Raw genomic sequence first — 18,655 nt, forward strand, 5'->3', positions numbered from 1 at the left:
CGCCCAACCGCGGCCCCCTAGGTCTGGCCGCGGGACACCCCTCCCCAACGAGGGGCGTATATCTGGAAGGGTAACACCAATGACCATCGAACGACCGGCAGCGCGGCCGGCCAATCCGCGTTTATCCTCGGGCCCCTGCGCCAAACCCCCCACATTCGAGCTGAACAAGCTGGCCGGTGCCGCGCTGGGCCGGTCGCACCGCGCCGCCATCGGCAAGGACAAGCTGAAGGCTGCCATCGAAGGCACGCGCGAGCTGCTGGGCATTCCGGCCGACTATCGTATCGGGATCGTTCCGGCCTCGGATACCGGCGCGGTGGAAATGGCGCTGTGGTCGCTTCTGGGCGAACGCAAGGTCGAGATGCTGGCCTGGGAAAGCTTTGGCGCGGGTTGGGTTACCGACGTGGTCAAACAGCTGAAGATCGACGCCGAGGTGAAAACCGCCGATTACGGGCAGATCGTCGATCTGGCGTCCATCGATTTCAACAATGACGTGGTCTTTACCTGGAACGGGACCACCTCGGGCGTGCGGGTTCCCAATGGCGACTGGATCGCCGATGACCGCGCCGGCCTGACCATCTGCGACGCCACCAGCGCAGCTTTCGCGATGGACCTGCCGTGGGACAAGCTGGATGTCACCACCTTCAGCTGGCAGAAGGTTCTGGGTGGCGAGGCCGCACATGGCATGCTGATCCTCAGCCCCCGCGCGGTCGAGCGGCTGGAAAGCTATACCCCCGCGTGGCCGCTGCCGAAGATCTTCCGCCTGACCAAGGGCGGCAAGCTGATCGAGGGCATCTTCCAGGGCGCAACCATCAACACGCCGTCGATGCTTGCGGTCGAGGATTACCTGTTCGCGCTGGACTGGGCCCGCTCGGTCGGCGGGCTGCAGGGCCTGATCGCCCGCGCCGATGCCAATGCGCAGGCGATTTTCGAGTTCTGCGACCAGAATGACTGGATCGACAACCTAGCCGAGGACCCGGCTACCCGGTCGAACACCAGCGTCTGCCTGAAATTCACCGATCCGCGCATTCGCGACGGCGCCAGCTTTGCCAAGGCGGTCGCCAAGCGGCTGGAGGCCGAGAACGTGGCGCTGGACATCGGCGCCTATCGTGACGCGCCGGCCGGGCTGCGCATCTGGTGCGGCGGCACGGTCGAGACGTCCGACATCCAGGCAATGCTGCCCTGGCTGAAATGGGCGTTCGAGGCCGAGATCGCAGCCCAGGCCGAAGCCGCCTGATCCCTTTCCCCGACAAGATCCGGGCCGCGTCCGGCCCGGAGCCATCATCCCATTCAAGGACCACGCACATGGCCCCCAAAGTACTCGTATCCGACAAGCTCAGCGAAACCGCGGTTCAGATCTTCCGCGACCGCGGCATCGACGTGGATTTCATGCCCGACGTGGGCAAGGACAAGGAAAAGCTGGCCGAGATCATCGGCAACTATGACGGCTTGGCCATCCGCTCGGCCACCAAAGTCACCGAGAAGATTCTGGAAAAGGCCGACAAGCTGAAAGTGATCGGCCGCGCCGGTATCGGCACTGACAACATCGACAAGGACGCGGCCTCGAAAAAGGGCGTGATCGTGATGAACACGCCCTTCGGCAACATGATCACCACTGCCGAGCATGCCATCGCGATGATGTTCGCCGTGGCGCGCCAGATCCCCGAGGCCAATGCCAGCACCCATGCGGGCAAGTGGGAAAAGTCCAAATTCATGGGGGTCGAGCTGACCAACAAGACGTTGGGCGTGATCGGTGCCGGCAATATCGGCGGCATCGTCTGCGACCGGGCGCATGGCCTCAAGATGAAGGTCGTCGCCTATGACCCCTATCTGGGCCAGGAGAAGGCCGACAAGATGGGCGTGGAAAAGGTCGAGTTGGACGAGCTGCTGGCGCGGGCCGATTTCATCACCCTGCACGTGCCGCTGACCGACCAGACCCGCAACATCCTCAGCCGCGAGAATCTGGCCAAGACCAAGAAGGGCGTGCGCATCATCAACTGCGCCCGCGGCGGTCTGGTCGACGAAGAGGCGCTGGCCGAACTGATCAAATCCGGCCATGTCGCGGGAGCAGCCTTCGACGTGTTCAGCGAAGAGCCGGCCAAGGAAAACCCGCTGTTCGACCTGCCCAACGTGGTCTGCACCCCGCATCTGGGCGCGGCGACTACCGAAGCGCAGGAAAACGTGGCGCTGCAGGTGGCCGAGCAGATCTCGAACTATCTGCTGACCGGCGCGGTCGAGAATGCGCTGAACATGCCCAGCGTCACCGCCGAAGAGGCCAAGGTCATGGGGCCTTGGATCAAGCTGGCCGGCCATCTGGGCAGCTTCATCGGCCAGATGACCGACGAGCCGATCAAGGCAATCAACATCCTGTATGATGGTGTGGCGGCGCAGATGAACCTGGCGGCGCTGAACTGCGCGGTGGTAGCGGGGATCATGAAGCGCTCGAACCCCGAGGTGAACATGGTCTCGGCCCCGGTCGTGGCCAAAGAGCGTGGGATCAAGATCTCGACCACCAATCAGGACAAGTCGGGCGCCTTCGAGGGCTATATCAAAGTGACCGTGGTGACCGACAAGCGCGAACGCTCGATCGGGGGTACCGTGTTCAGCGACGGCAAGCCGCGCTTCATCCAGATCAAGGGCATCAACATCGATGCCGAGGTCGGCGCGCACATGCTCTACACCACCAACGAGGACGTGCCGGGCATCATCGGCACCCTGGGGAAGACCATGGGCGAGCATGGCGTGAACATCGCCAACTTTACCTTGGGCCGCGCCCAGGCGGGTGGCGAGGCGATCGCGCTGCTGTATGTTGACGAGCCGGTTCCGGCTGAAGCCCGCGCCAAGCTGGCTGAAACCGGGCTGTTCACCCAGATCAAGCCGCTGGAGTTCGACGTGATCTGATCCGGCAAGACCCGGATGAAAGCGATTGACGCCTGCACCCGCCCGGTGCAGGCGTTGTCGTTGCAAAGGCCCGCAAATCCAACCCGGCCCGGAACGGAGACATCGGCATGACCGCGCCCTGTCCCTGATCGAGCAGTATGGCGGACGCGATGTGCGGATCGTGTTTCTGGGCGACTACGTCGATCGGGGCCCCGACAGCAGGGGTCTGTTGGACCGGCTGATTGCCGGGCGCGACGCGGGGCGAAACTGGGCCACGCTGCTGGGCAACCATGACCGGATGTTCGCGTGGTTCCTGCAGGATGAGCTGTGCCATGATCCGCATCTTCTGGTCGGCTACCACTTGCTGCACGCGCGGCTGGGCGGAACCGAAACCCTGCGCAGCTATGGTGTCGAATTCGAAGATCGCATCCGGCTGCAGAATGTCCATCGCGCGGCTCACGCGGCGGTGCCGGCTGCGCACAAGGCATTTCTGCGCGACCTGGTGCGGAAGCACCAGACCCCCGAGCTTGCTTTTGTTCATGCCGGCATCCGGCCGGGCGTGCCGCTGAGCGCGCAGGCCGAGGATGATCTGGTTTGGCTCCGTCAGAGCTTTCACGCCCGTCAGACCCCGCACCCCAAGCTGATCGTGCATGGCCACACGGTGGTGGACCACCCCACACATTACAGGAACCGCATTAACCTGGACATCGGCGCGGGCTATGGCCGCCAAACCGGGGGTCGCCGTGTTCGGGGGGCGCGACTGCTGGCTGCTGACCGAAGCCGGGCGCGTGCCGCTGCGCCCCTGATCAGCCGCCCGCGAACATGTCCTTGTAGGTCTCGCGCAGAACGTTTTTCTGCACCTTGCCCATCGTATTGCGGGGCAATTCGTCCAGCAGGATCAGCTTGCGGGGATGTTTGAAACGGGCAAGGCTTTGGCTCACCGCATCCATGATCGCGCCCAGATCCGGTGCCGCGCCGGCCTCGGGCACCAGTATGCCCAGAACGGTTTCCCCGAAATCCGGGTGCGGCACGCCGATCACTGCGCTTTCCAGCACGCCGGGCTGTTCATCCAGAACCAGCTCGATTTCCTTGGGATAGATGTTGTAGCCGCCCGAGATGATCAGGTCTTTGCCGCGCCCGACGATATGCACATACCCGTCAGCGTCAATGCGGCCCAGATCACCGGTGATGAAGAACCCGTCCTCGCGCAGCTCGGCGGCGGTTTTCTCGGGCATCTGCCAATAGCCCTTGAACACGTTCGGGCCGCGCACCTCGATCATGCCGATCTCGCCCTGCGGCAGCGGATCGCCCGTTTCGGGGTCGGTGATCTTCAACTCGACCCCCGGCAGCGGAAAGCCCACCGTCCCGGCGCGGCGCTCGCCGTCATAGGGGTTCGAGGTGTTCATGTTGGTCTCGGTCATGCCATAGCGTTCCAGGATCCGGTGGCCGGTGCGTTGCTCGAACCGCGTGTGGGTTTCGGCCAGCAACGGCGCCGAGCCGGAAATGAACAGCCGCATGTGTCGGGCCAGATCCCCGGTGAATCGGTCGTCGTTCAGGAGGCGAGTATAGAAGGTCGGCACCCCCATCATCGAGGTGGCCTTGGGCATCAGGCGCAGGATGTCGTCCAGATCGAAGCCCGGCAGAAAGATCATCGACCCGCCGGCCGACAGCATGACATTGGTGGCCACGAACAGACCATGGGTGTGAAAGATCGGCAGCGCGTGCAGCAACACGTCATCCGCGGTGAAGCGCCACTCCTGCACCAGCGTTTCGGCGTTCGAAAGCAGGTTCGCCTGCGTCAGCATGGCGCCCTTGGACCGCCCGGTAGTGCCCGAGGTATAGAGAAACGCGGCCAGATCGTCCGAAGTGCGGCGCACCGGTTCAAACGCCGGCAGCATCCCCAGCGCGCGCCGCATCAGGCTGCCCGAGCCGTCGGCGTTCAGCGTTTCGACCCGCGCGCCATGGCTGTGGGCAATGGGCTCCAGTTCGGACAGCGTACCCGCATCGCAGACCACCAGCGCAGCGCCGCTGTTATCGATGAAATAGCTCAGCTCGGCGCCGGTATAGGCGGTGTTCAGCGGCAGAAAGATCAGCCCGGCTTGAACGCAGGCCGCATACAGCGCCAGCGCCTCGGGCGATTTGTGGACCTGAACCGCCACCCGGTCGCCCGGTTCCAGCCCCAGCCCCGTCAGCGCATTGGCCACCCGCGCCGCCATGTCCAGAAACGCGGCATGGGTCAGCGTACGGCCGTCCGGAAGATGCAGAAACGGCGTGTCTTTGCCCGCATGGATGCCGAACAGACGATCATAAAGCGGGTTGGCCATTTCGGGTCCTCCTGATTGCGGTGCTGCCGATCCGGACCCTGTATCGGATTGCGCCGCTGGTAAAGACCCTGTTGTGGGCCTTTTTGCATCAGAGCCGGGTGGTCATGCGATAGCCAGCGGCAAAATACATCTTGGCCAGCGTCACAGGTGCGCCCTGCAGCCATGTGATGCGTTCGGCGGTAAAGACCGGCTCGCCTTCGGTCACGTCCAGAAAACCGGCCAGCGTGGCGTCGGCCCGGCTGGCCAGAAAGGACAGTTCGACATTGGTGAAGGGGACCGTCTGCACCAGCCATTCATTCGGGCCGATGGCGGAGAAATCGGCCTGTTCAACCTGCGGCACGCTGTCGATGACGATCCAGCGGTCCTCGAACTGAAAGGGGGTGTTGCCGGAATAGTGCATGCAGCGCACATGCACCACGCGCTGCCCCGGTGTAAGCGCCAGCCGCGCCCCCAGCCATTCTGGCGCGGTCTCAGTCAGCGCCGAGACCAGTGCATACCGATAGGTGCCGCCCATGGCCTCGACCTCGTCGCGTACCAGCGGGATGGTAAAGCGGGCCTGCCGCTGCGGGGCGCTGGACACGCGGGTGCCCGCCTTGCGGCGGCGTTCCAGGAAACCCTCCTCGGCCAGTTCGCGCAGCGCGCGGTTCACCGTGGTGCGGGTGCAGGAAAACTCGACCGCCAGTTCCTCTTCGTTGGGCAGCAGTGTGTCGGGCCGCCATTCGCCGGAACGGATGCGGCCTAGCACGGTCTGTTTGATGTCCTTGTAGCTGGTGGTCTCGGGGCTTTGGGTCATAGGGCGCTCGGCTTGGTGTTGGAGTTGATTAGACTCGGGACAGCAGATCGGCAATGGCCCGGCGATAGGCGGGGATGATCGTGTCGCGCGCGACGTGGCGCCCGGCGCGGACCATGTGGCGGCCGGCCGACCACAGATCGGTTACCAGCCCGTCGGGGGCCGCGAAACACAGCCCGTCCAGCAGTTGGTCGTCTCGCAGTGCGCACAGGGTCGGGTGCGCGCGGTCGATGGCCACCAGATCGGCCAGCTTGTCTGGGGCGATTTCGCCGGCGTCGCGCCCAAGCGCTTGCGCGCCGCCTTGGGCCGCACCTGTATACAGTGCATGCCCGACCGAGCCTTCGCCCCGCACCAGAACCGCCCGCGTGCGGTCGCGTAGGCGTTGCGAATATTCGAGGGTCCGCAGTTCCTCGGGCAGCGAAATCCGAATGTTAGAGTCTGATCCAACCCCGAACCTCCCGTTCTCACCAACAAAGGTCGGACCTTCGAAAATACCGTCGCCCAGATTGGCCTCGGTGATCGGGCACAGCCCCGCCACGGCGCCCGACCGTGCTAGGGCCCGGGTTTCGCCGGGCGTCATATGGGTGGCGTGGACGAGGCACCAGCGGTCATCGACCGGCAGGGTGTTCAGCAACCACTCCACCGGACGGCTGCCCAAAGCGGCCTGCACGTCCTGAACCTCTTTCACCTGCTCGGCGATGTGGATGTGAACAGGGCCGTCCGGGACGTTGTCGATCAGGGCGAAAAGGTCGCCGGGGCGGGTGGCCCGCAGCGAATGCGGGGCGATGCCGACAACGGTGTCGGCCGGGGCCTGTCGGGCCCGGTCCCGGGTCGCGTCGAGCAGGTCCAGATAGCGGTCCAGATCGTTGCCGAACCGCAGTTGCCCTCCGGTCAAAGCCTCTTGCCGGACTCCGCCAAAGGTATAGAGCACCGGCAGATGGGTCAGCCCGATCCCCGTCTGCTGCGCGGCGGCAAAGATGCGCTGACTCAGTTCGGACAGATCGGCATAGGGCGCGCCGCCGGGTTGGTGATGGACATAGTGGAACTCGCCGACCGCAGCATATCCGGCCTCCTGGATCTCAAGGAAGGTCAGGGCGGCGATGGCCTCGATATGCCTAGGCGTCAGGTTCTCCAGAAACCGGTACATCAGCTGCCGCCAGCTCCAGAAGCTTTCCCGGCCAGCGGTCCGGGTCTCGGTCATCCCGGCCATGGCGCGTTGAAAGCTGTGGCTGTGCAGGTTCGACAGGGCCGGCAGCAAGAGATCGACGCATGTATCACCGGGCGCGGGCGGGACGTTGGCCTGCAGCCCGGCAATCCGCCCTTCGGTGATTTCCACTCGCAGGTTCGGAACCCAATTATAGCCTAACAAAGCGGTTTTTGCGTGTATCATCATACTGCGTTCAATTTGTGTAGACTTTAGATTTTTACCCATATACGAAAAATCCAACTGCAACGGGAGTCCAAAAGAATCGCCATGGCCGAAAAAACTGTCCTCCGCTGTCAGCACGTTGCGACCATGGCCGAAGGCGCGTCGCCCTATGGCCTGATCGAGGATGCCGTCATCGTGCTGAACGGCGACCGGATAGACTGGGTGGGATCTTGGCAGGACCCCTTGGCGCGACAGGCCGGCCCGGTCATTGATTACCGGGATCGCCTGATCACGCCGGGCCTGATCGACCCGCACACCCATGTCGTGTTTGGCGGCAATCGCGCCGCCGAGTTCGAGATGCGTCTGAACGGTGCCTCTTACGCCGATATCGCCCGGGCCGGTGGCGGTATCCTGTCCACGGTGGCGGCCACTCGCGCGGCCAGCCAGCAGGAGTTGCTGGACACCGCCTTGCCCCGCGTCGATGCCATGATCGCCGAAGGGGTGACCTGCATCGAGATCAAGTCGGGTTATGGTCTGGAGCCAGAAGCGGAGCTGCGCATGTTGCGCGTGGCCCGTCAGATCCCGCAGCTGCGCCCGGTTCGGGTAATGACCAGCTTTCTGGGCGCGCATGCGATCCCGCCCGAATTCACCGGGCGCGCGGATTCCTATATCGACACGGTCTGCATCCCGACCCTGCGTGCGGCCCATGCCGAGGGGCTGGTCGACGCGGTCGACGGGTTCTGCGAGGGAATCGCCTTCGATACGGCTCAGATCGCGCGGGTGTTCGACGCCGCGCGTGAGCTGGGGCTGCCGGTCAAGCTGCATGCCGAGCAATTGTCGAATCTGGGCGGGGCCCGGCTGGCGGCGTCCTACGGCGCCCTGTCGGCCGATCATCTCGAATATGTGGACGCCGCAGGGGTGGACGCCATGGCCGAGGCCGGAACGACTGCGGTTCTGCTGCCCGGCGCGTTCTACACGCTGCGGGAAACGCAGGCCCCGCCGATCGACCTGTTCCGCAAGGCCGGGGTGCCGATGGCGCTGGCCACCGATTGCAATCCGGGGTCCTCGCCGCTGACGTCGCTGCTGCTGTCGATGAACATGGGCTGCACCCTGTTTGGAATGACCCCGGCCGAGGCGCTGGCCGGGGTCACCCGCAATGCCGCCCGCGCGCTTGGGCTGGCCGATGCCGGCGCGATCGCGCCAGGCCAGCGGGCGGATCTGGCTGTGTGGGACGTCTCTCACCCGGCCGAGCTGGCCTATCGGATCGGGTTCAACCCGCTGCACGCACGCATTTTCGGAGGGGAGGCATGAGCGCTCTGACCTTGGTTCCGGGGCAGGTCTCGCTGACTCAACTGGCGGATATCTACTGGAACGAAACGCCGGTGGTTCTGGATCATTGCTGTCGCCCGGCTGTCGAGGCCGCCGCCGCTCGCATCGCCGAGGCCGCCACCGGTGACCAGCCCGTCTATGGCGTGAATACCGGTTTCGGCAAGCTGGCCAGCCTAAAGATCGCGGCCAAGGACACCTCGGCGCTGCAGCGCAACCTGATCCTCAGCCATTGCTGCGGGGTTGGCCCGGCGGTGCCGCGGCGGTTGGCGCGCCTGATGATGGCGCTCAAGCTGTTGTCCTTCGGGCGCGGCGCATCCGGCGTGCGGTGGGCGCTGGTGGACCTGCTGCAACAGATGCTCGCCCGTGGCGTGACCCCGGTGATCCCGGCGCAGGGCTCGGTGGGGGCCTCGGGTGATCTGGCGCCGCTGGCCCACATGACGGCGGTGGTCATCGGTGAAGGCAAAGCCGAACTGGACGGTACGGTCATGCCGGGCGCTGAAGCCTTGAAAAAAGCCGGGTTAGAGCCTGTTCAGCTGGGGCCGAAGGAGGGCTTGGCCTTCATCAACGGCACCCAGTTTTCGACAGCCTACGCCTTGGCGGGCCTGTTCGAAGGCTGGCGCGCGGCGCAGAACGCGCTGGTCGTTTCGGCCGTTTCGACCGATGCCATCATGGGCTCCACCGCGCCGCTGCAGCCCGAGATCCATGCCCTGCGCGGCCATCGTGGCCAGATCGAGGCCGCCAGCGCCATGCGTGCCGTGTTGCAGGGCTCGGAAATCCGTGAAAGCCATCGCGAGGGTGACAGTCGCGTGCAGGACCCGTATTGCATCCGCTGTCAGCCGCAAGTCACCGGTGCCGCGATCGACGTGATCCGGCAGGCCGCCGCGACCTTGCAGACAGAGGCCAACTCGGCCACCGACAACCCGCTGGTGCTGTCCGATCCCGACATGATCGTCTCGGGCGGCAATTTTCACGCCGAACCGGTGGGATTTGCCGCCGACATGATCGCACTGGCCTTGTCCGAGATCGGTGCCATCGCGCAGCGCCGGATCGCCTTGATGGTGGATCCGACGCTCAGCTTCGATCTGCCGCCATTCCTGACCCCCGACCCGGGTCTGAATTCCGGCTTCATGATCGCTGAGGTCACGACCGGCGCGCTGATGAGCGAAAACAAGCATCTGGCCAACCCGTGCGTCACCGACAGCACGCCCACCTCGGCCAACCAGGAAGATCACGTCTCGATGGCCGCCCACGGTGCGCGGCGTTTGACGCGTATGGTGGAAAACCTCAACCACATTCTGGGGATCGAGCTGCTCTGCGCCGCTCAGGGCGTCGAGTTCCGCGCCCCGCTAGTCACCAGCGCGCCCTTGCAGCGGGTGATTGCGCGGCTGCGCGCCGACATCCCGCCTTTGGCCGAGGACCGGTACCTGGCCCCGGAACTGGAACAGGCCAAGGATCTTGTGGCCAGCGGCGCGATCCTGGAGGCGCTGGGCGTACCGCTCCCGGAGGTGACGGCATGATCGTGGTCGAGGTGCAGCAAGGGCAGAGCCCGATCGTGCTGGGCCAACCGCATGGCGGAACCTTCGTGCCCGAGGAGATCCATGCGCGCCTGAACCAGACCGGCCGGGCGTTGGCCGACACGGATTGGCACATAAACAGGCTCTATCAAGGGCTCTTGAGCGATGCGACGGTGGTTCAGTCCCGCGTGCACCGCTATGTGATCGACGCCAATCGCGATCCGGCGGGCGTGTCGCTCTATCCGGGGCAGAACACGACGACCCTGGTGCCGCTGACCGATTTCGACGGGCAACCCATATTGCTGGAAGGACAGGAACCGTCGGAAGATGAAATCGAGGAGAGGCGCGAAAAGTTCCACGCTCCCTATCACGCCGCGTTGCAGGAAGAATTGGAGCGGGTGCGGGCCAGGCATGGCGTGGTGATCCTGTTCGACTGCCACTCGATCCGGTCCCTGATCCCCTTCCTATTCGACGGAGAGTTGCCGGTGTTCAACACGGGCACCAATGACGGCACCACCTGCGCACCCGAGATCGCGCAGGCGGTGGATGCCGTGGCTCAGGCGTCGGGCTGTACCGCGGTGCTGAACGGCCGATTCAAGGGCGGCTGGACCACCCGGCACTATGGCCGCCCAGACAAGGGTATACATGCGATCCAGATGGAGATCGCCCAACGCGCCTATATGGACGAGACCCCGCCCTGGACCTGGCGCGCGGACCGGGCTGAACGCCTGCGCCCGCACCTGCAAGAGATGCTTGACCGCCTGCGTACCTTGGCCTTGTCGGGCGCACTGGCCGAAAAAGGAGCCCCGAAATGAGTGACCCGCGCAAGAACACCCGTGACGTCTTTCCACCGACCGGGCCGGACCTGAATGCCAAAAGCTGGCTGACCGAGGCCCCGTTGAGGATGCTGATGAACAACCTCCACCCCGACGTGGCCGAAAACCCGCACGAATTGGTGGTCTATGGCGGCATCGGCCGTGCGGCGCGAACTTGGAAAGATTTCGACACTATTGTAGCCAGTTTGAAGGATCTCGAGGCCGACGAGACCCTGATCGTGCAGTCCGGCAAGCCGGTGGCGATCATCCGAACGCACAAGGACGCGCCGCGGGTTCTGATCGCCAATTCCAACCTCGTGCCGCATTGGGCGACCTGGGACCACTTTAACGATTTGGATCGGAAGGGCCTGATGATGTACGGCCAGATGACGGCCGGGTCGTGGATCTACATCGGCACGCAGGGCATCGTTCAGGGCACCTATGAAACCTTCGCCGAGGCCGGGCGCCAGCACTATGGCGGCGACCTGACCGGGCGATGGATCCTGACCGGGGGGCTGGGCGGCATGGGCGGGGCACAGCCCCTGGCGGCAGTCTTCGCCGGGGCCTGCTGTCTGGCGGTGGAATGCAACCCCGACAGCATCGATTTCCGTCTGCGCACCAAATACCTGGATGAGAAGGCCGAAACGCTGGACGAGGCGCTCGCCATGATCGACCGCTGGACCAAGGCGGGCGAGGCGAAATCCGTGGGTCTGCTGGGCAATGCGGCCGAGATCTTCCCTGAGATTTACCGCCGTATGGCCGCGGGCGGGATGCGCCCCGACATCGTGACCGACCAGACCAGCGCCCACGACCCGATCAACGGGTATCTGCCGCTGGGCTGGACTCTGGCGCAGTGGCGCGAAAATCGGGAAACAGACCCTAAAGCGGTGGAAAAGGCCGCGCGCGCCTCGATGAAGCAGCATGTCGCGGCGATGGTCGATTTCTGGAACGCGGGCGTGCCGACGCTGGACTACGGCAACAACATCCGGCAGGTGGCGCAGGACGAGGGGCTGGAGAACGCCTTTGCCTTTCCCGGATTCGTCCCGGCCTATATCCGCCCGCTGTTCTGCCGTGGCATCGGCCCGTTCCGCTGGTGCGCGCTGTCGGGCGACCCCGAAGATATCTACAAGACCGACGCCAAGATGAAGGAGCTGTTCCCCGAGAACGAGCATCTGCATCGTTGGCTAGACATGGCCCGTGACCGGATCGCGTTTCAGGGTCTGCCCGCGCGGATCTGCTGGATCGGGCTGGGCGACCGGCACCGGGCCGGGCTGGCCTTCAACGAGATGGTCGCGAATGGAGAGCTGAGCGCACCGGTCGTCATCGGCCGAGATCACCTAGACAGCGGCTCGGTCGCCAGCCCCAACCGCGAAACCGAGGCGATGCTGGACGGCTCCGACGCCGTGTCGGACTGGCCGCTGCTGAACGCGTTGATCAACACCGCCAGCGGCGCGACTTGGGTGTCGCTGCATCACGGCGGCGGGGTTGGCATGGGCTTCAGCCAGCACGCGGGCGTGGTGATCTGCGCCGACGGCACCGAGGACGCCGCGCGGCGGCTGGAGCGGGTGTTGTGGAACGACCCGGCCTCGGGCGTGTGGCGCCATGCGGATGCGGGTTATGACATCGCCAAGGACTGCGCCCGCGAACACAGTCTACGCCTGCCGGGCATTCTGGGGTAGCGGCGCGGAATTGGCCTCTGGCGGAAATGCTGCGCCTGCGATATGCGCAGGGCAGGCTTCCGGAGGATCAAGATGTACGTTGCCACCCTGTTGACCAACCCCAAGACGCCGTCGCTGGACGGGGCGCTGATCGACGCGTTGCGCAATGCCTGGGGTGGGGGCGACATCCAGTGGCTGAGCCCCGACGAGGCGGCCGAATTTACTCTGCCGGCGGTTCCGGAAAACCGCTGGGATGTCTGGGCCGACCTGCAGAAACTAGGCGTCGATCTGGCGGTGCAGCCGGCCGAGGGCCGCCGCAAGAAGATGCTGTTGGCCGACATGGACAGCACGATGATCCAGCAGGAATGCATCGACGAACTGGCCGACGAGGCCGGGGTGGGCGAGCGGGTCAAGGACATCACTGCCCGCGCCATGAATGGCGAACTGGATTTCGAAGGCGCGCTGACCGAGCGGGTGGGCCTGCTGAAGGGGCTGGACGTGTCGGTGATCGACCGGGTGCTGAACCAGCGCATCACCCTGATGCCGGGCGGCCGAGAACTGGTTGCTACGATGCGGGCCAATGGCGGCTATGCCGCGCTGGTCTCGGGCGGGTTCACCGCGTTCACGGCCCGCGTGGCCGAGCTGCTGAGCTTTGATGAGAACCGCGCCAACACGCTGCTGGCGGCGGACGGCAAGCTGACAGGTGACGTGCAGCGCCCGATCCTGGGCCGTCAGGCCAAGGTTGAGGCGCTGGAACAGATTTCGGCCCGGCTGGGTATTTCCGAGGCCGAGGTGATCGCCGTGGGCGACGGGGCGAATGATCTGGGCATGCTGGAGCGTGCCGGGACGGGGGTGGCCTTGCACGCCAAACCCTCGGTCGCCGCGCAGTGTGACGTGCGCATCAACCATGGCGACCTGACCGCGCTGCTATACCTGCAGGGATATGCCCGATCGGATTTTGCGCAGGGCTGATCCGACGGTTTCGGGTTTTCATTGTTTAACATTCGTGTTAAACAATGGGTATGAACACGCTGCTCGATACCTTTTCGGCCCTGTCCGACCCGACCCGATTCATGATCGTTGAACAACTGATGGATCAGGGCGAACTGCCCGCAGGCGACCTTGCCCGGGGAAAGGGTATGTCCGGCGCGGCCATTTCCCGGCACCTGAAGGTTTTGCGGCAGGCCGGGCTGGTGAGCCAGCGCGTCAACGGCACCCAGCGGATCTATTCGATCCGCCCCGAGGGGCTGCGGGCGATTGCCGAATGGACCATCTCGAAACGCAAGTTCTGGGAGGCAAGCCTGGACCGCCTGGGCGACATTCTGCAGGAGGACCCCTCATGGCCGACCTGAAGCTGGTGCGCGACTTTCCGGTCAGCGCCGAAACCCTGTTCGTCTGGATCAGCGACGGAACCAGATTGTTGCAGTGGTGGGGGCCCGAAGGGGTCGAGGTGCCGGAGCACGACCTGGATTTCTCGCGCCTTGGTCCGTGGTATTCGGTCATGGTCAATGGCGACGGGCAGCGGTTCAAGGTGTCCGGGCATGTGACCCATGTGGACCCGCCGAACTCGGTCGGGTTCACCTGGGGCTGGCATGACGACCAGGACCAACGCGGCGCCGAGAGCCATGTAACGCTGACGGTCGAGCCGACCGGCACCGGGGCGCGCCTGATCCTCGATCACCGCGATCTGGGCGATGACGACGTCTCGGCCAATCATGAAAGCGGCTGGACCTCGTCGCTGCGCAAGCTGGAAGCCCGGCTTGCCAACCCTGTCTGACCAAAAGGGAGACCAGAAAATGCCTCAGTACCTGTTTGTCTATCACGGTGGCACCACGCCGACGGACCCGGCCGAGATCGAAGCCGCCATGGCCGCTTGGGGCGCGTGGTTCCAGAACATGGGGCCGGCGCTGGAAATCCCCGGCAACCCGGTGGGCCAGTCCCATACCGTCAGCGCCGATGGCGTGGCCGATAATGGCGGGCCGAACCCGGTCTCGGGCTTTACCGTCGTCAAGGCCGACAGCATCGAAGCCGCCACCGAGATGGCCAAGGGCTGCCCCATGGTGGTCAACGGCTCGGGCTCGGTCGAGGTGGCCGAGATCCACGAGATCGAGATGTGACCCTCACCCGGGGAAACCCGGCGCGGGGCGGATCACGCCGCATTCCAGCCCGCGGCGGCTGTATTGTGTGGCGTTCATGAATTTGCGCGTGGCCGGGTGATCGGCTTCGAGCACGCCGAGGCTGACGAGAATGGCGGCGATCGCGCATTCGCTGGCGCGGGTGGCGCCATCGGTGATCTTCAACGCCACGCCCATCTTCTTTTCCGGGATGATCGCGACAAACACGGCCTCGGCCCCGGTCTTGATCGCGGCACGCCCGTTCATCGCGCGCATCAGTTCGGTGCAGGCGCGGGTTTCCCCGGCCACCAGCTCGGGGTGGGCGACCATCGCCCGGGTCAATTGCAGGGCCGCATCGCTGGCCCGGTCCGACCGGTCGCCGGCCGAGGCAAACCACGCCATCGACCGCGCCAGCCCCACCAGCGAAGTGGCGAAATTGGGCGCCGAGCAGCCGTCGATCCCGTAGCAGGGGCTGTCCTCGCCCGTGGTCTCTTCGAAGGCCGACAGGCAGGCCTGCTGCACGGGGTGGTCGATCTCGATATATTCGGGGCCTGCCCCCATGTGCCGGGCCAGGGTCAGGAACCCGCAATGCTTGCCCGAGCAGTTGTTGTGGATCTGGCAGGGCGTGTCATCGGCCAGGATCAGGCCGTCGCGCGCGGCCATGTCGGCCGGCTCCTGCGGGCCGCAGCGCAGATCAGGCTCGGACAGGCCCAAGTGATCCAGCCAGGCGGTCACGCGCTCGGTATGGATCGCCGCGCCGTTGTGCGAGGCGCAGGCCAGTGCTAGGTGCTCGGAGCCCAGCCCGTATTTGGCCGCCGCGCCCGAGGTGACCAGCGGCAGCGCCTGGATCATCTTGGCCGACGACCGCGGATAGATCACCGCATTCGGATCGCCCCAGCTGCGCACGATCTGACCGCTGTCGTCGCAGATGACCGCATGGCCCAGATGAAGGCTCTCCAACAGCGGTCCGCGCCATAGTTCGGTCATCGGTACGGGTTGCGTCATGTCGTCCCTCCGGAATGTGCGCAAAATTCTGCCAATCGCCCTTTCGCCTGTGGCGAAACCTGCGTTAGTGTGTGTATGTCGGCAATCATCCGGATGCGCAACTGCAACAGACGGACCGTCAGGGTTCGCGGCCATCCGGGGTGGAGTTGAGGTGTGGGTCGAGCCAGGAGGCTGAACAGATGAGATCGAAGCTCGTCCGCGTGATCGCGGGCCTTTGCGTGGCGGGGATGGCCACGACCGCAATCGCCCAGCAGGCGACAAGCACGAACCGGGTGGCGGCAAAGACCGACTGGAGCGTCTTCGTCGAGGACGATCCGACCGAATGCTGGAGCGTATCGGCGCCCAAGGAAACGGTGAATACCCGCGGCGGGCGGGTCGTGTCGGTGCGGCGCAGCGACATTCTGCTGTTCGTGTTCTACCGTCCGAATGCCGAGGTCAAAGGGCAGGTCACCTTTACCGGCGGATACCCGTTTGCGCCGGGATCGACCGTCAACCTGAAGATCGACGACAACGAATTCGAGCTGTTCACCGAAGGCGAATGGGCGTGGCCGGCCAGCGCCGCGGATGACGCCAAGATCGTGACCGCGATGAAACGCGGCACCGAAGCCGTTCTGACCGCCCGGTCGGCGCGCGGAACCCAGACCAAGGACACCTTTTCGCTGCTGGGCTTCACCGCGGCCATCGAAGAGGCCGAGAAACGCTGCACCCAGCAGTAAGAACCGTTCTTGGCTCCATGCGAAAGCTCCGCCCATCCGGCGGAGCTTTTTTCGGTGCAGGTTTCCGCTACGTCGCCGGCTCGATTTGATCCGTATCAAGGCCGAAGCGGCTTGAACCTGAACAATCCGGTTCAGTTCAAACCAAAGGAGCCACGCCATGACCACCAAACCATTCCTTGTTCTTCTGGTCGCTGCCGCCACCGTTCTGAGCGCCTGCGAGAAATCCGCCGACACCTATCCGGTCACGGGTGAGCAGTGCGGCCCGAACGATCCAGTCAAGAAACTGGATGCCGAGGATTGTTACATCCCGCCGGCGGGGCTGTAATCGCAACAGACGCATGAAGCGTGCCCAAACCCTTCTGCCGTGCTAACGTTCGTTTCAGTGCACAGCGATAAAGGGGCTAGCCATGCGTTGGGTTTGGGCAGTGATATGTGTGCCGGCATCGGTTTTCGCGGACCCCGCATTGGAATGCACCGATGCCGGATCGCAGGTTGAGATCGGTGCCTGCGTCGGTCAGGCCGAAGCCAATGTCGAGGCTGCTTTGGTGCAGGCCTTCGGTCTCGCGGCCAATGCTGCGAAGGAACTGGACGAGGTTACCGGGCGCACCGTCGCGCTGCCTGCGCTCGAGGCCTCTCAAGCCGCGTGGCAGGCCTATCGCGACGCGCAATGCGAGGCGGTGGGTGCGTCCTATGGCGGTGGATCGGGAACGGGTATCGCGATCACCTCGTGCCGGGTCGAGCTGGGGCGGACCCGGGTGACCGAACTGCTGCGGTACGTGAACTGACACCTGGGTTGCACGAATCCTTTTGATCTTTGCCGGCGTTCCTATATAGAGGCGCATCCCAAGCCAGAACGCCCGAGAACCACCATGACCGCCAAAGCGCCGATCACCCAGGATGTCGTGACCATTCCCCGCAAACTGCCCGAGGGAAAGATCAACCTTGTCGGTCTGACCCGCGACCGGCTGCGCGAGGTTCTGATCGAACACGGCACCCCGGAAAAGCAGGCCAAGATGCGGGTGAACCAAATCTGGCAGTGGATCTATCAATGGGGTGTGCGCGACTTTGACCAGATGACCAATCTGGCCAAGGCCTATCGCGCGCAGCTGGCCGAGCATTTCGTGATCGAAATCCCCGAGGTCGTCACCCGCAAGATCTCGTCCGACGGCACCCGCAAGTACCTCGTGCGCATCGCCGGTGGGCACGAGGTCGAGGTCGTCTACATCCCCGAAGAGGATCGCGGCACGTTGTGCATCTCTTCGCAGGTGGGATGCACGCTGACTTGTTCGTTCTGCCACACCGGAACGCAGAAGCTGGTGCGCAACCTGACTGCCGCCGAGATCATCGGTCAGGTGATGATGGCGCGCGACGATCTGGACGAATGGCCCACCCCGGGCGCGCCCAAGAACGAGACGCGCCTGCTGTCGAACATCGTGCTGATGGGCATGGGCGAGCCGCTTTACAATTTCGAAAACGTCCGCGACGCGATGAAGATCGCGATGGACCCCGAGGGCATTTCTCTGTCGCGCCGGCGTATCACCCTGTCGACCTCGGGCGTGGTTCCCGAGATCGCCCGCACGGCGGAAGAGATCGGTTGCTTGCTGGCGATCTCGTTCCACGCCACCACAGACGAGGTGCGCGACGTTCTGGTGCCGATCAATAAGCGCTGGAACATCGAGGAACTGCTGCAGGCGCTGGCCAGCTATCCCAACGCGTCGAATTCCGAGCGGATCACCTTTGAATACGTGATGCTGGACGGCGTGAACGACAGCGACGAGGACGCCCATCGCCTGATCGACCATATCAAGCGCCACAACATTCCGGCCAAGATCAACCTGATCCCGTTCAACGAATGGCCGGGCGCGCCCTACAAGCGCAGCTCGAACAACCGGATCCGGGCCTTTGCCAACATCATCTATCAGGCCGGGTACGCCTCGCCCATCCGCAAGACGCGGGGTGACGACATCATGGCCGCCTGCGGTCAGTTGAAATCGGCCACCGAGCGCGCCCGCAAATCGCGCCGCCAGATCGAGGCCGAGGCCGGGCTGAAAGGTTGATTCGACGCCCGCGGGTTCGCGGGCAAATGGTCTGTAATTTTATCGCCGGATTTGGTAGTCTTGAGCCATGAGACGTGCGCTGTTGCG

Annotated in this window: 19 protein-coding genes; 15 read left to right on the forward strand and 4 right to left on the reverse strand. The window is 64.6% G+C overall.

Features of this window, described 5'->3' with window-relative positions; translation table 11 throughout:
* The first annotated feature begins 79 nt into the window (after positions 1-79).
* From AC2FME_RS06875 to AC2FME_RS06885, 3 genes are all read left to right on the forward strand, one after another.
* Positions 80-1,234: a phosphoserine transaminase gene (locus tag AC2FME_RS06875; RefSeq protein WP_496800007.1), complete on the forward strand. Its 1,155-nt coding sequence runs from the start codon at positions 80-82 to the stop codon at positions 1,232-1,234.
* Between the two features lie 68 nt (positions 1,235-1,302).
* On the forward strand, positions 1,303-2,898 hold the full coding sequence (gene serA, locus AC2FME_RS06880) for a phosphoglycerate dehydrogenase (RefSeq protein ID WP_496800008.1): 1,596 nt from the start codon (positions 1,303-1,305) through the stop codon (positions 2,896-2,898).
* Positions 2,899-3,058: 160 nt separating this feature from the next.
* A complete protein-coding gene (locus AC2FME_RS06885) occupies positions 3,059-3,796 on the forward strand; it encodes a metallophosphoesterase (protein WP_496800112.1) in 738 nt (245 codons plus the stop codon).
* On the opposite strand, the gene AC2FME_RS06890 is transcribed toward AC2FME_RS06885, so the two are convergent.
* From AC2FME_RS06890 to AC2FME_RS06900, 3 genes are all read right to left on the reverse strand, one after another.
* Positions 3,684-5,201, reverse strand: a complete 1,518-nt coding sequence (locus tag AC2FME_RS06890; RefSeq protein ID WP_496800009.1) for a malonate--CoA ligase — start codon at positions 5,199-5,201, stop codon at positions 3,684-3,686. The two genes, AC2FME_RS06885 and AC2FME_RS06890, sit on opposite strands and share 113 nt — an antisense overlap.
* An 88-nt stretch (positions 5,202-5,289) precedes the next feature.
* Positions 5,290-5,994 (reverse strand): histidine utilization transcriptional repressor HutC, encoded by a 705-nt coding sequence (hutC, locus tag AC2FME_RS06895; protein ID WP_496688571.1) that lies wholly within the window; start codon positions 5,992-5,994, stop codon positions 5,290-5,292.
* 28 nt (positions 5,995-6,022) lie between these two features.
* A complete protein-coding gene (locus AC2FME_RS06900) occupies positions 6,023-7,384 on the reverse strand; it encodes a formimidoylglutamate deiminase (RefSeq protein WP_496800010.1) in 1,362 nt (453 codons plus the stop codon).
* A gap of 81 nt (positions 7,385-7,465) precedes the next feature.
* Between AC2FME_RS06900 and hutI the strand changes: the two genes are divergently transcribed.
* The 8 genes from hutI to AC2FME_RS06940 all read left to right on the forward strand — a co-directional run bounded on the left by hutI (position 7,466) and on the right by AC2FME_RS06940 (position 14,793).
* The gene (gene hutI, locus AC2FME_RS06905) at positions 7,466-8,671 is read left to right on the forward strand and encodes an imidazolonepropionase (protein ID WP_496800011.1); all 1,206 of its coding nucleotides are present in this window, start codon (positions 7,466-7,468) and stop codon (positions 8,669-8,671) included.
* A complete protein-coding gene (gene hutH, locus AC2FME_RS06910; RefSeq protein ID WP_496800012.1) occupies positions 8,668-10,206 on the forward strand; it encodes a histidine ammonia-lyase in 1,539 nt (512 codons plus the stop codon). Before hutI ends, hutH begins: the two co-directional genes overlap by 4 nt.
* Positions 10,203-11,018 carry an N-formylglutamate deformylase gene (gene hutG / locus AC2FME_RS06915; protein ID WP_496800013.1) on the forward strand — a complete coding sequence of 272 codons (816 nt, stop codon included), beginning with the start codon at positions 10,203-10,205 and terminating at the stop codon, positions 11,016-11,018. The genes hutH and hutG overlap by 4 nt, the downstream gene beginning before the upstream one ends.
* Positions 11,015-12,697 carry a urocanate hydratase gene (gene hutU / locus AC2FME_RS06920; protein ID WP_496800014.1) on the forward strand — a complete coding sequence of 561 codons (1,683 nt, stop codon included), beginning with the start codon at positions 11,015-11,017 and terminating at the stop codon, positions 12,695-12,697. The genes hutG and hutU overlap by 4 nt, the downstream gene beginning before the upstream one ends.
* A gap of 72 nt (positions 12,698-12,769) precedes the next feature.
* The gene (serB, locus tag AC2FME_RS06925) at positions 12,770-13,648 is read left to right on the forward strand and encodes a phosphoserine phosphatase SerB (protein WP_496800015.1); all 879 of its coding nucleotides are present in this window, start codon (positions 12,770-12,772) and stop codon (positions 13,646-13,648) included.
* Positions 13,649-13,698: 50 nt separating this feature from the next.
* The gene (locus tag AC2FME_RS06930) at positions 13,699-14,028 is read left to right on the forward strand and encodes an ArsR/SmtB family transcription factor (protein WP_496800016.1); all 330 of its coding nucleotides are present in this window, start codon (positions 13,699-13,701) and stop codon (positions 14,026-14,028) included.
* On the forward strand, positions 14,016-14,453 hold the full coding sequence (locus AC2FME_RS06935; RefSeq protein ID WP_496680692.1) for an SRPBCC family protein: 438 nt from the start codon (positions 14,016-14,018) through the stop codon (positions 14,451-14,453). Before AC2FME_RS06930 ends, AC2FME_RS06935 begins: the two co-directional genes overlap by 13 nt.
* A gap of 19 nt (positions 14,454-14,472) precedes the next feature.
* On the forward strand, positions 14,473-14,793 hold the full coding sequence (locus AC2FME_RS06940) for a YciI family protein (protein WP_496688587.1): 321 nt from the start codon (positions 14,473-14,475) through the stop codon (positions 14,791-14,793).
* 3 nt (positions 14,794-14,796) lie between these two features.
* Here AC2FME_RS06940 and AC2FME_RS06945 read toward each other — a convergent pair whose 3' ends face one another.
* Entirely contained in the window at positions 14,797-15,795 is a 999-nt protein-coding gene (locus tag AC2FME_RS06945; RefSeq protein ID WP_496680696.1) for an asparaginase, read from the reverse strand.
* Between the two features lie 179 nt (positions 15,796-15,974).
* Between AC2FME_RS06945 and AC2FME_RS06950 the strand changes: the two genes are divergently transcribed.
* From AC2FME_RS06950 to rlmN, 4 genes are all read left to right on the forward strand, one after another.
* A complete protein-coding gene (locus AC2FME_RS06950; protein WP_496680697.1) occupies positions 15,975-16,511 on the forward strand; it encodes an invasion associated locus B family protein in 537 nt (178 codons plus the stop codon).
* A 157-nt stretch (positions 16,512-16,668) separates the two neighbouring features.
* Positions 16,669-16,836, forward strand: a complete 168-nt coding sequence (locus AC2FME_RS06955; RefSeq protein ID WP_496800017.1) for a hypothetical protein — start codon at positions 16,669-16,671, stop codon at positions 16,834-16,836.
* 109 nt (positions 16,837-16,945) lie between these two features.
* Positions 16,946-17,296: a lysozyme inhibitor LprI family protein gene (locus AC2FME_RS06960; protein ID WP_496800018.1), complete on the forward strand. Its 351-nt coding sequence runs from the start codon at positions 16,946-16,948 to the stop codon at positions 17,294-17,296.
* Positions 17,297-17,380: 84 nt separating this feature from the next.
* On the forward strand, positions 17,381-18,568 hold the full coding sequence (rlmN, locus tag AC2FME_RS06965) for a dual-specificity RNA methyltransferase RlmN (protein ID WP_496680704.1): 1,188 nt from the start codon (positions 17,381-17,383) through the stop codon (positions 18,566-18,568).
* Positions 18,569-18,655: the final 87 nt, after the last annotated feature.

The organism is Ruegeria sp. BHSC026 (genome assembly GCF_059613065.1).